Raw genomic sequence first — 12,106 nt, 5'->3', positions numbered from 1 at the left:
CATGAAAAAAGCGCCCGACCATGAGGTGGGGGCTTTTCGTTCAGTCGCCGGGCATACCGTCGTCGAGCAGCTCGGCGAGCCAGCCAGTGGTGTAGGTCCAGCCGATCGTCTCGCCGGTCGCCAGATCCAGGGCGTGTGCCCCGCCGCCAAAGCCGTCGAGGCGCGGGCGCGAGCAGGTGTTGGCGTATTGGAAACCCCATCGCCCGGTGAGACCGAATTCGGTGGCGCAGCGCTTCACGAACTGGATGAGCCGCTCGGGGTCGCCAGTGACGTCATCGCGCATCCAGAGATTCGTGCCGCCATGCTCGGGCTGGATCGAGAGCAGGAATCCATCCGAAGGTGGTTCCTCTGATGCGCCTTCTTCGGACAGCGCATTGTAGAGATCGAGGGCGCGCGCGGCGTTCTCGGGCGTGCCTACGTCGAGCAGGCACGAGAAATGGGTGAAATAATCGGCCATGACAGGCTCCTGAAACGAGAATGCCCGGCACATGGCCGGGCGAGGAATTGGGAGAGGGATGGCGCGGGACGGCGGAACCGCCCCGCATCACCGCGCTATTCGGCTGCGATCATTGCGACGTGCTCGTCGTCTTCGGGCTCGTTCGCCTCGTCGTCCTCTCCGTCTTCGGCCAGGAATGCCGGGAGGTCTTCGTCGCCGCCCTCCGACATGACTGGCTGATCGTCGATGGCCGCGGTGTCGTCCGACATCCGTAGCGGTTCCGGCAGCCAGCCGGTGTCGGCGAGCAGGCGCTCGGCTTCCTTGGCCATGTCGCCCTTTTTCAGGTGGCCGATGAGCTGCGCGGCGCGTTCGCCGGCGCCCTCGCGCACGGCTTCGAGAATGCGGCCCTTCGTCACCCGTCCGAGGTAGTTGCCGACGGTCGGCTTCCAGCCTGCGGCGACCATATCGAGCCCGGTGGCAACGGCGAGCCGATCCGCCTGGGCCAAGCGCACGTCGAGCCCGTGACGGCTGATGCCGGACGCGGCGTGCGGATTCGGGCGCTCGAACAGAGCGTTGATCCCGAAGCTCACGCAATGCGCCAGCAGATCGAGGCGGGTGCCGTCATCGAGCTGTTCCAGCCAATCCCAGAGGGCGTCGTCATCGGCGGGAACGTGGTCGCCCCAGCTTTCGTGACGCGCATTCTCCGATTGCGCCGAAGGACTGGCCTTCATCTCTTCGGATTGGCCGGAGAGATAGAGGTGCTTGACCCAGGCTTCGAGGCAGCCGGTCGGCGCGGTGTGGCGAAACGTGTCGCTGACCAGCTTGTGCAGCAGCATGGTCAGGGCGACCTGCGGGTGGGTTGCAACCGCGTCGCGGAGGGCGAGCGTGCGATGGGCGGTCAGTTCGATGACCAGCCGCTCGGGCAACGGCTTCAGGCCGTCGTCCTCGTCCTCCTCTTCGGTTTGCACCGGCTGGCCGTCGATGGTGATGACGGTGCGCTGGACGGCAGGCGTGCGGATTTCGCCGGTTTCAGGATCGACATCGTCCTCCGGTGCCTCGTCATCGGCGACCTCGACCGGCCGCTCGTCCTCGGGGCGGACGTATCCGCGATCGACGGAGAGCGAGCCATCGGCATCGATGCTGACGAACACGCCCGCGATGGCGATTTCCGCCGGATCGTAACGGACCGGGCGGTTGTCGAGCGTGTCGATCGCCGCCTCGATCTCGCCCAGGCGGGCATCCACTTCGTCCGGAAGCTCATCGGCGTCCTCGTATTCGGCGGTCAGGCGGTCGAGTTCCTCCTGCAGCGCGTCGCGCGTGGCCTGCTCCTCCGCGGTGACGTCGAGAGGAACGCCCTTGATCTCGCGCAGCCCATGGGTGACGCCGTAGGGAATGCTGACGGCGGCCTCGACCCATTTCCAGCCGTGGGTCGCGATCTCGTCGGCGATGGTCGTGAGCTTCTCGGAGACGAGGCGATCCAAAAGCCCGACATCCTGAAGCCAGCCGCCGTCGTCGGATTCGAAGAGGTCTCGCATCACGATGCCGCCGGCCGCCTCGTAGGCGTCGATGCCGACGAAGACGGCGCGCTTGTCGGAAGCGCGAACCGTCGTCTCGGTCAGCATGCGGCGGATGTGGTACGGCTCCTTCTGCCAGCTATTGCGGATTTGCTCCCAGACCTGCTCCTGACGGGCGTGGTCGTGCGACACGGTGAAGGCCATGAGGTGCTTCAGCTCCATGCCGTCCTCGGCATAGATGTCGAGCAGTGCCGGCGAGACCGACGCGAGGCGCAGCCGCTGCTTCACGATATTGACGTCGACGAAGAACGCGGCGGCGATGTCTTCCTCGGTCATGCCCTTGTCGCGCATGGTCTGGAAGGCGCGATACTGGTCGAGCGGATGGAGCGGCGCGCGCTCGATGTTCTCGGCCAGCGAAACTTCGTCGATCAGGATGGCGGCGTTGGCGGCCGAGACGACGCAGGGGACGGGAGTGGTCTTGTTGAGGCGCTTCTGCCTGGCGAGCATTTCCAGCGCGCGGTAGCGGCGGCCACCAGCGGGCACCTCGAACATACCGGTTTCCTGGCCCTCGCCATCGACGACCGGGCGCACATGGAGGCTCTGGATCAGGCCGCGACGGGCGATCGACTCGGCCAGCTCCTCAATCGAGACGCCGGCCTTCACGCGCCGGACGTTGGACTGGCTCAGCACCAGCTTGTTGAAGGGAATGTCGCGCGACGACGACAGCGTGATCTTCTGAACGGCGGTTGCCATGTTCGTTACTCCGCGACGAGCGCCGAGAGCCTCTCCCTCGAACCCAAACTCGTCACGAAGCGAAGCGCCGCCCTCTCACTCTTGGAGGGCAGCGCCACGGATCGGGAAAACGGAAAGGCACGGAGGCGCAAAGCCGGAGACACGGAAAGTCGTGCTTCCGGCTTCACGGCGATCAGGCGGCGCGGTCGAGCAGCTTCTTCGCCTTGCCCTCCAGTTCGAGCCGCGCGTCCTGGTTGGTCTTTTCGCGGGCGACGGCGGTGATGCCCGCGACGAAATCGAAGATCGATTCCGGCGGGCGGCCTTCCTCGGCCAGGACGGTCTCGATGATCTTGCCGGTCTCGGCCTTCGAGAATCCACGCTTGCGCAGGAATTCGGTGCGGTCCTCGTCCGATTTCGCGACGATCCGTTCGCGGGCCGCCCTGATGCCGTTGATGAAGGGCATTGGTGAGGAGTTCGCGAAGTTCAGCAGCGCCGGCGCAGCTTCGTGGGCGAAGCGCGAGGCCGCATACTTGCTGTGGCGGATGGTGATTTCCTCGAAATCCTCCACGCCCCACAAATTCCGATTCTGGCAGACCGCGCGGAGATAGAAGCTCGCCATGCCGAGCGTCTTGGCGCCGACCTCGGAATTCCAGCAGTAGAAGCCGCGGAAATAGAGGTCGGGCGAGCCGTCGGGGAGCCGACCGGCCTCGATGGGATTGAGATCGTCGACGAGGAAGAGAAACACGTCGCGATCGGACGCATAGAGCGTCGTCGTGTCCTTCGTGACGTCAACGCGGGGGTTGTAGACGCCGGTCGACCAATCGAGCACGCCGGGCACCTTCCAGCGCGTGTCACCCGTGCCGTTGCCGGCGATGCGCTGGACCGCCTCGACCAGCTCGTGGTCGTAGATCCGGCCATAGTCGGGGCCGGTGACGGCGCGCAGCTCGATCCGGCCGTTGTCGGTTTCGAGGGTCTTGATCTGCTCGGCCCGATGCGAGGACAGACCGTATTGCAGGTTGATGCCGGCAAGTGCGGCGGGGAGCTGGCGCAGATAGGCGGCGGGAGCGCCGACTTGGGCAGCGAGCTGGCCGAAGCTCCAATGGGTCGGCGCGACGGGCGTGTCCGAGCCGGGCAGGATGAGAGACAACCGCTCTGGATCGGTGCGGCTCGCCTCGACATGGATGAGCGCGGTTTCGACGACGCGCGTCCGGCTGCGCTCGGATCGCCTGCGAACCGAATCCGCCAGCTCCGACAGCGAAAGATAACGCTCGTCATCGGGGCGCGAGAACCATTCCGAAGAAACGCGGCCGATCCGCTCGCCGCGGCTGACATCCACCTTGTAGCCACCGGTCATGTCGCGGCGGGCGTCGAGAATCTGCATGTTCATGAGACCAAACTCCATGACGGGCGCCGGGAGCCTCTCTCTCGACACTCAACCCGTCATGGATCTCCGATCCCCACTCTCACTCTTCTCGGGGCGTTGCGGGGGCACCCCGTAGAAGGGGTCGGCCGAGACCTCGGCTCGGCCGTAGGGGAAGGCTTTCCCCTCCAGGCTCGTTCACATCGACCTGATTGAAATACGTCAGAAAATCGCATTGGGGATGACATGTGACAAAACCTCTGATAAGATCGCGGCCGATTAGAGGATTTGTAACATGCCCTCGGCGCAAGATTCGCAAAAGGCGAAGCTCAGAAGCCTGCTCGAAGCGCGCAGTATGATGCACGCGCATGAACTGCGTGAGGCTGGCATCAGCGCGCAAACGATCGCGCGCGCCGTCGAGAGCGGTGAAGTCGAGCGTATCTCGCGCGGGGTTTATCAGAAGCGTGGCGCGGAAGTCGAAGAGAACCAGATCCTCGCCGAAGCCGCCATGCGCGTCCCCAAAGGCGTGGTCGCTCTGGTATCGGCTCTCGCCTTCCATGGACTGACCGACCAGATGCCACGGCGGGTTTGGATGGCGATCGGGACGAGCGATTGGGCGCCCGTGCAGTCTTATCCGCCGCTGCGCATGGTCCGTTTCACGGAATCCTATCTGCGCCAGGGCATCGAGCATCATGCGATCGCTGGCATCGACGTCCCGGTCTATTCGATCCCGAAGACTCTTGCCGACCTGTTCCGAAACCCCAAACTGGTCGATCGATCAGTCGCTATAGAAGGTCTGCGCGCCGCCCTCCAGCAACACAAGGCAACTCCGAGCGCTATCGCCCAGGCCGCGAAGGCCGGCGGCGCCTGGAAGGTGATGCAACCCTATATCGAGGCGCTCACTTCCAATGGCTAAAGCACCGACGAATATGGCGAAGTCGGTCAAGGACCGGCTGCTCAATATCGCCCGGAAAGAAGGTCGCGCTTTCGACATCCTGCTGGTGCGGTTCGCGCTTGAACGGCTGCTCTACCGCCTGTCGATCTCAGCGCATCGGGACCGCTTCGTCCTGAAAGGCGGCATGCTGGTCACGGTCTGGGTGGCCGACGACAATCGGGTGACGCGGGATGCGGACTTTCTCGGACACGGGGACGCTGATCCTGACGGCCTGATTGCCGACTTCGGAGAGATCATGGCGATCGCGAGCGACGATGGACTCGCCTTCGACATCGATGCGCTCGCTGCGACCGTCATTCGAGAGGAGATGGAATATGGCGGCATTCGCATCAAGACCGCTGCCTATCTCGAAAGAACGCGCATCCCCGTCACAATCGACATCGGCTTCGGAGACGCTATGGCCGATGCGACGCAGCGGCTCGACTATCCGACCCTGCTGGATTTTCCCGCTCCGCAGGTTCGTTCCTATCCGCCCGCCACGGTGATTGCCGAGAAATTCCAGGCCATGGTGGCGCTTGGCGTCCTCAACGGACGCATGAAGGATTATTACGACCTGTGGGCGATCCCGCGCGCGATCGACATTTCCGCTGACGATCTGGATGCGGCCATCCGCGCGACGTTCGAGCGCCGGCGGACGCCGATTCCGAAGGAATGCCCCCCAGGCCTCTCAGCCGAGATGTTTGGCGACGAAGGGAAGCAGCGGCAATGGCGCGCTTACGCCGCATCGCTCGAACTCGACGCTGTTTCGCTGGAATCGATCATCGAAAAGGTTTGGGGGTTGGTCGGCCCGTCATGCGCGCGGATCGTAGCAAGAAACGGGAGTGAGGCATGACCGAGAGCGTCGCCATCATTGACGTCTGGGACGTCGAAACCTTCGACAGCGCGTTGCGCGGCGACCTCGACGCCCACACAGATGTCATCCGCGATTACATGCTCACCTCGCGCCGCCAATGGCTGGAGCGTGAGGCCTCCGATCGCACCATGCCCTATCCCGAGAATCCTTATGCGGGCGAGTTCATGTGGGTGAAGGAGCATATCATGCGGCTGATGGAAGGCCGCACGATCCGCGCTTGGCACTATACCCGCCTGACCGACGCGGAAGTCGGCGCTCTTCGACAGGGCGGCATTTATCCATCCAGCTTCGACACCATCCGATCACGTTTCGCGGCGCAAGTCGCTGCTGGCGCATTCAGCCAAAAGGTCGCAGATCGCTTGTTCGCCGACAGCCCGTACCAAAGCGATCAGCTCGACTCCCGCTCCAACAAGTTCTGGATGGTCTCGCATCCCGTCGACGTCGAAGACAGCGGCGTTGAATTGCTCCTCGAGAGCTGGGGCGGCGAGTCAGCCTATTTCTGGCAGCGAGACGCGGCACTTCAGGACATGCTGAAGAAGATCGGTCGGCCGCGTGTCCTGGAGATTGCCATGCCGCTCGCCCATTCCCGTCATGGTTATTCGGCGGCTGAGGCAGTGGTTGCCACTTATGGCCGGTTGCTCGGCTGCCGGCCGGGCAAACATGCGTTCGACCTCTACACACATCAGCCGCTCGGTCCTGAGCATATCCTCGCCGTTCATAGTGAAGGCGAGCCCAACTTCGGCGTCATGGCTCGGGGCTACCCGGCCGGCTTCGTCGACGTGAACCGCGATCGGTGGGACGAGGAATGAGCAGAGCGGACACTACACCCGACGCGGTAGCCTTCCTGCGCGAGATCGCTGGAGAACTCGCCGAGATTCACCGCGGCAGCGACTATTCACTCTGGCGCGGCGAGGCGAAGCACCGCGTCGATCAATATCTCTCGCGTGCGGAGCCGTTCTCCGATTTCGCGACGTGTTGGGTGTTCAGTGGTGACGGCGGTGGCTCTGTCGTCGGGGGCCGCTTCGGTGAATGGGCGATTGACCGGCTCGTCGAAAAAATAGCGCCGGAAGACATCGTTGCACTGTTCACGGACGAAGTGGCGCGGAATGCCGCGATCTACGAGGACGTCTCTCCGGTGCTTGGCATCGAAATCAACGAGCCATGTGAATTGGGCGACGGTGTTCGCCTTGTGCCGCCGGCGGCCGACATCTTCAGTGCCTTCGACTACCCTTGGCGATATTCGTGGCCGAGCATGCCCACCGGAACCGGCTTCCTCATCCAGTCCTACAAGGTAACGCCAGCCTTCGAGCAACAACCGGATGACGCAAATGGGCCAGCCGGGACCAGCATGACACAGCCCGCCTCATCGGCGCGTGATGCAATCCGCCGCCGTTTCCGGCTCGCCTGTTTGCTTGGCTCCAGCGGCGGGGTCGAGTTGCCGATGTCGGTAATTCTGTCGGATCGCCGCGCCTTGCTGTCGGCTGGTGGCACGATGTCAGGCCGTCCGTTTGCGGCTCACCCGCTCGTGGCTTTCCCAGCGGACATGGCGATGATCAAGACCGTATTTGGGCAGCTCGCGGCATTCGCCGAGGGAGATAGTCTTACCCGTGCAATCGACCGGCTCGGGCGCTCTCGGCTGGCAATCCATCCTGTCGACCGCGCTCTCGATTTGGGCATGGCCGCGGAAATCGTGCTGATGCACGATCTTGGAACGTCGAATACCGAAATCGCCTATAAGATTGGCAGTCGCGCTGCCTGGCTCTTGGGTGAGGGCGCCGCCGAGCGCACCAAGATCTTCGATGAGATGAAGCATCTATATAAAGCCCGGTCGGACGCGGTCCACTCGGGTGTGCTTCCGCCGAAGTCCAAGGTCGATCTCGATCTCGCCGATCAGCTTGTTGTCCGTGTCGTGCAAGCCATCCTGCAGCGTGGCAGTTTTCCGGATTGGACGAGCCTGACTCTGGGGGGCGAAGGCTGACGCGGTCTTGTTGGATCGACAGCAATAATACATCGGCCGCTCTAGCGGCCTACGAATGATTTAATAGGAATCGGCGATGCGCTCTCTTACGGACTTCCTTGCTGGCCTGCCTGGCATCATGCCCATTAAGACGAGAAAGCTCGTCCTTGAAGGAGGTGCTCTGTCGAAAGCTGAGCGCGCCGACATCTACATGCGCGAAAGGAACTGGCTCGATCTCGTTCTCGAGGTTGGTCCTGATGCGGCCGCGGCGATCCTGTCGGCCTACAAGGACGGGCGCCTTCCGATGAAGAGAGGCTGCACGCCAACGGATGCGCCGGAAGCAGAAGCTTATCTTGCCGAAGGAGACAAACTTAGGGAGCAGCTCGCGGAGAGAAGGAGGAGGGAGCAAGCGGTCAAAAACCCATTGCTCATTCTGGAACGCGATCTGATGGATCACCGTCTGATCGACAGCGTGTTTATCGCCAATATTGGCACTGGATCAGGTTCGATGGTGTTGGCAGGCATCACGGTGCATAAGCAGGTCATCGGTTATAAGAGCAACAGCGGGAAGAGCACCGGTTGGCGGGTCCGGTTTGACTGGACAGGATCGGATGGTCAGGTCCGGCACTCCTAGACAGTCCCGCCGGAGGCCGACAATCGACGTAATGACCCTGATCGAAACTGGGGCCTACATGAATGATGGCGCGACCGAAGACCGCGAGAGAGCGAAAATCGGTCGAATGACTGCGATAGTTGGTAAAACCTTGGCGACTGCACGCGGCTCTTCATTTGCCGTCACTCGCTCGCTACTGCGGCCCCTGAAATCCGCGCTTTTCGATGGCTGCGAGAACTTTGCGGTTGATGTCACGACGCTTGCCGAGTTGGGCCGAGGTCAGACTTCGAAGGCGCATCGTGTTCTGGCAGAAATTGTATTCCCACTCATTGAGCACGCGTCGCTCATGGAAAAAAGCGATCGCGTCGGCGTTCAGGCTCTTGTCTGGGTCTTTCCGAATTCGTTTGATGGCGGTGAAGATCAGGTCGGATCGTAACCCGAGAAACCGCTTCACGCAGATGTTGCCTACCTCTGTCGAGTGGCCGGTGACACGATTGTGGATGGAGCACATTTCTATGATGGGGAAGTGTCCACACGGACATGCCTCTGGCTCATCAGCTTCATGGATGCCGACCAGGCTCCATTCCTTGACGGCGACGTCCCAGCTTCCCGCATTGCTCAGGGGAAGGATGTGCGCCTTGAGCTGCTGGAGATTATAGCCATCTCCCATCTCTGTTCCTCCTAGAGCTGACGCAGTTCGTCCAAGTCGTCGGCCGTCTGCTTCAAGATCGCTTCGTAGCAGGTGACGCATACGCGGCGCTCGGTCGTGAAGGCGCCCCCAAGCTTGGGTATTGCGATGCAGGATGTTCCGGCCGGGATCTCGTCATTGCACCGATAGCATTCAGAGCGGCGCCGAACGTTGACCTGCCCCTGAGTTTTTCCCCCAGTTGGAGTTAGAGTCCGGCCCTGACGAGGACGGACTGATGAAGCGAGCAAGGTTTACGGAAGAGCAGATCATTGCGGTGCTGAAGGAGCACGAGGCCGGCGCCAAGACCGCCGATCTGGCGCGCAAGCACGGGATCTCGGAGGCGACGTTTTATAACTGGAAGGCCAAATTCGGCGGGATGGACGTCTCCGAAGCGAAGCGGCTGAAGGCTCTGGAGGAGGAGAACGCCAAGCTGAAGAAGCTGCTGGCCGAGCAGATGCTGGATGCGGCCGCACTGCGCGAGCTTCTGTCAAAAAAATGGTAGGGCCCGTCGCCAAGCGCGAGGGCGTCGCGCACCTTCAGTCCGTCATGGACCTGTCGGAGCGGCGGGCCTGCCGGATCGTCGGCGCGGACCGCAAGATGGTCCGCTATCGATCCCGTCGGCCACCCGACACCGAGCTGCGGGCCCGCTTGCGCGATTTGGCCAACGAGCGGCGGCGGTTCGGCTACCGCCGGCTGTTCGTGCTGCTGCGCCGGGAGGGCGAACGATCGGGCCTCAATCGCATCCACCGGCTGTATCGCGAGGAAGGGCTTTGCGTGCGCAAACGGCGGGCCCGGCGCAAGGCCGTGGGCACGCGGGCGCCGATCTTGGTCGAGGCCCAGCCGAACGCACGCTGGTCGATCGATTTCGTCCACGACCAGTTTGCCAACGGCCGGCGCTTCCGCGTCCTCAACATCGTCGACGACGTGACGAAGACCTGCCTCGGCGCCATCCCGGACACCTCGATCTCCGGCCGACGGGTGGCCCGCGAACTGACCGCGATCGTCGAACGGCACGGCAAGCCGGGCATGATCGTGTCCGATCACGGCACCGAGTTCACCTGCAACGCCATGCTCGCCTGGTGTCAGGACAGCAAAGCCGACTGGCATTTCATCGCGCCCGGCAAACCGATGCAGAACGGCTTCGTCGAGAGTTTCAACGGCCGGATGCGCGACGAACTGCTCAACGAGACGCTGTTCTTCGACCTCGACGACGCCCGCGCCAAGATCGCCGCCTGGGTCACCGACTATAACAACGAACGCCCACACTCGGCGCTCGGCTATCTCACACCGACGGCTTATGCCGCCACCTTCACTGCAACGGGCGATCGGCTCCGCAACACCGACCAGCTCCGCCGATCGCCCGTTGCTCAACCCACGCCCCACGGCGTACAAACCGCCGAGGCTCTAACCGTGACTGGATGAAAGTTCGGGAGCAGGTCACAGGATTTCGAATAGATCGAAGATCTTCCAGTGCGAAACCTGCCAGACCGTTGTGTCGGTCGAGGTCATGGTTGAACGAATCTCGATGTTCAATTCAAACCCGGATCTGGTGTTTGACTGAATTGGATCCATATTCATGTCCGGCGGCGACGCAGCGGACAAGATCAGTCTGTTGCCGTGAAAGATCGTCCAACCTCTCAGCCAGCGCGAGAAGGCGGAGCATCGTCCGGCTCTCCGTCACGCCAGCCAACTGACGACAACGCTCCGCCGTATCACGCAAATAGTCTACCGACCCAGAAACCATCACAGCTTCCATTTTCGACGAAAGCCTAGAGCGTCAAGAACGATCGTTCAACTTGGTAGAAATACGCAATCGGGGCGGGCGTGTTGAGGCTTGTCAAGACAACACCATTGGCTGCAAAGATGGCTTGGATGAAGCGCTCGGATTGTTTGCTGGAATGGTCCGTGCCGCCACTTCGGATCAAGAGAACGGGCTGTAGCGACAATTCGAGGGGCGGCGACGCGGCCCTCGCTGTCCATTGCTGCAAAATGGCCCTCAAGACGAGTTGCGGGTTTAGATGGAGAATGCGCCAAGCCGAGCCAGAATCGTAGCCTAATCAGATCTGGTGCCATGTAGCGCGCTGTCTGCCGAGACCTTTCTAAAAGTTGACCTATTTCTTGAGCAGGTCGCGGATTTCCATCAGCAATTTGACTTCGTCGCTGGGGCCAGCCGGAACAGTTACCGGTTCTTGCTTCTTCAATCTGTTCATTCCTTTGATTACCAAAAATAGTACCCACGCGACGATCGCGAAATTGAGGGTGACCGTGAGAAATTGACCCCACCCCAACACAGCCCCCTGTTTCTTCGCGTCGGCGTAGGAAACGCCGGCCTGCACCTTTGAAGAGAGAGCTGTGTAGTAGTTCGAAAAATCAAGACCTCCGGTAATTGCACCAATGACGGGCATAATGACGTCGCTCACAATAGATGTTACGATAGCGCCGAATGCGGCGCCGATGATCACGCCGACCGCCAAGTCGACGACGTTTCCGCGTAATGCAAACTTCTTGAATTCATCGAGCATTGGTGATCTCCAGATTATTGAAGTCGCGCACCACAAATGATTGCCATGGCATTCTTACAGAAGAAACAGTCTGGTATTACGTCAAATCTATGTCAGGCCCAGTTCGTGCGCAGCCCGCCCAAGCGTGGCGGTCGAGAAGCGGCCGTGGTGCTGTCGACCCAAGCGGCCGCAAAGAAAGGTAGTTTGGAGGTGTCCGGCAGCACAGTCTGGCGCGAACCGGCCGGATCCGTAGACAGCCCTTTGTCAGATACGTGTCCTGAACCGTCTCAGCGTCGAAGATCGGACGAAGAATCCGACTATTCGGCCCATCACGATTTGCAGTCAAGCGAAGCGGCCTTTGTGCATTATTTTGGCAAAGAGCACTCTACGAGAGCAGGGCGACGGCGTGACGCGGGCGTTTCCCGGCATTCCTGAACGACAAGCCGCTTGACCGCTTGACCGATATTCGGGCTGGCGGCCGAGTCGGTCGGCGCCGA

Annotated in this window: 11 protein-coding genes; 6 read left to right on the top strand and 5 right to left on the bottom strand. The window is 61.8% G+C overall.

What is annotated here, in order from left to right:
• Positions 1-40: 40 nt before the first annotated feature.
• The 3 genes from BJ122_RS11755 to BJ122_RS11745 all read right to left on the bottom strand — a co-directional run bounded on the left by BJ122_RS11755 (position 41) and on the right by BJ122_RS11745 (position 4,069).
• Positions 41-457, bottom strand: coding sequence for a hypothetical protein (locus BJ122_RS11755; RefSeq protein ID WP_110781204.1), 417 nt, complete (start codon positions 455-457; stop codon positions 41-43).
• 95 nt (positions 458-552) lie between these two features.
• Positions 553-2,703, bottom strand: a complete 2,151-nt coding sequence (locus BJ122_RS11750) for a ParB/RepB/Spo0J family partition protein (protein WP_110781203.1) — start codon at positions 2,701-2,703, stop codon at positions 553-555.
• A gap of 172 nt (positions 2,704-2,875) precedes the next feature.
• A complete protein-coding gene (locus tag BJ122_RS11745) occupies positions 2,876-4,069 on the bottom strand; it encodes a DUF932 domain-containing protein (protein WP_110781202.1) in 1,194 nt (397 codons plus the stop codon).
• A 268-nt stretch (positions 4,070-4,337) separates the two neighbouring features.
• Between BJ122_RS11745 and BJ122_RS11740 the strand changes: the two genes are divergently transcribed.
• From BJ122_RS11740 to BJ122_RS11720, 5 genes are all read left to right on the top strand, one after another.
• Positions 4,338-4,958 carry a type IV toxin-antitoxin system AbiEi family antitoxin domain-containing protein gene (locus BJ122_RS11740; protein WP_110781201.1) on the top strand — a complete coding sequence of 207 codons (621 nt, stop codon included), beginning with the start codon at positions 4,338-4,340 and terminating at the stop codon, positions 4,956-4,958.
• 13 nt (positions 4,959-4,971) lie between these two features.
• Positions 4,972-5,829 carry a nucleotidyl transferase AbiEii/AbiGii toxin family protein gene (locus BJ122_RS11735; protein WP_245407708.1) on the top strand — a complete coding sequence of 286 codons (858 nt, stop codon included), beginning with the start codon at positions 4,972-4,974 and terminating at the stop codon, positions 5,827-5,829.
• Positions 5,826-6,659: a hypothetical protein gene (locus BJ122_RS11730; RefSeq protein ID WP_110781199.1), complete on the top strand. Its 834-nt coding sequence runs from the start codon at positions 5,826-5,828 to the stop codon at positions 6,657-6,659. The genes BJ122_RS11735 and BJ122_RS11730 overlap by 4 nt, the downstream gene beginning before the upstream one ends.
• The gene (locus BJ122_RS11725; RefSeq protein WP_110781198.1) at positions 6,656-7,828 is read left to right on the top strand and encodes a HEPN domain-containing protein; all 1,173 of its coding nucleotides are present in this window, start codon (positions 6,656-6,658) and stop codon (positions 7,826-7,828) included. Before BJ122_RS11730 ends, BJ122_RS11725 begins: the two co-directional genes overlap by 4 nt.
• 76 nt (positions 7,829-7,904) lie before the next feature.
• Positions 7,905-8,441 carry a hypothetical protein gene (locus BJ122_RS11720; protein WP_245407707.1) on the top strand — a complete coding sequence of 179 codons (537 nt, stop codon included), beginning with the start codon at positions 7,905-7,907 and terminating at the stop codon, positions 8,439-8,441.
• 172 nt (positions 8,442-8,613) lie between these two features.
• Here BJ122_RS11720 and BJ122_RS11715 read toward each other — a convergent pair whose 3' ends face one another.
• Positions 8,614-9,090 (bottom strand): hypothetical protein, encoded by a 477-nt coding sequence (locus BJ122_RS11715; RefSeq protein WP_110781197.1) that lies wholly within the window; start codon positions 9,088-9,090, stop codon positions 8,614-8,616.
• Positions 9,091-9,343: 253 nt separating this feature from the next.
• Between BJ122_RS11715 and BJ122_RS11710 the strand changes: the two genes are divergently transcribed.
• Positions 9,344-10,530 (top strand): IS3 family transposase gene (locus tag BJ122_RS11710; RefSeq protein WP_110781196.1). Its coding sequence is split into 2 segments (ribosomal slippage): positions 9,344-9,596 and positions 9,596-10,530, totalling 1,188 coding nucleotides; the frame shifts between segments, so codons are not numbered across the junction.
• A gap of 689 nt (positions 10,531-11,219) precedes the next feature.
• On the opposite strand, the gene mscL is transcribed toward BJ122_RS11710, so the two are convergent.
• Positions 11,220-11,630, bottom strand: coding sequence for a large conductance mechanosensitive channel protein MscL (gene mscL, locus BJ122_RS11695; protein ID WP_013502958.1), 411 nt, complete (start codon positions 11,628-11,630; stop codon positions 11,220-11,222).
• Positions 11,631-12,106: the final 476 nt, after the last annotated feature.

The organism is Rhodopseudomonas faecalis (assembly GCF_003217325.1).
In the GTDB taxonomy this organism is placed as follows: Bacteria; Pseudomonadota; Alphaproteobacteria; order Rhizobiales; family Xanthobacteraceae; genus Rhodopseudomonas; species Rhodopseudomonas faecalis.
This window is presented reverse-complemented; position numbering and strand designations above follow the sequence as displayed.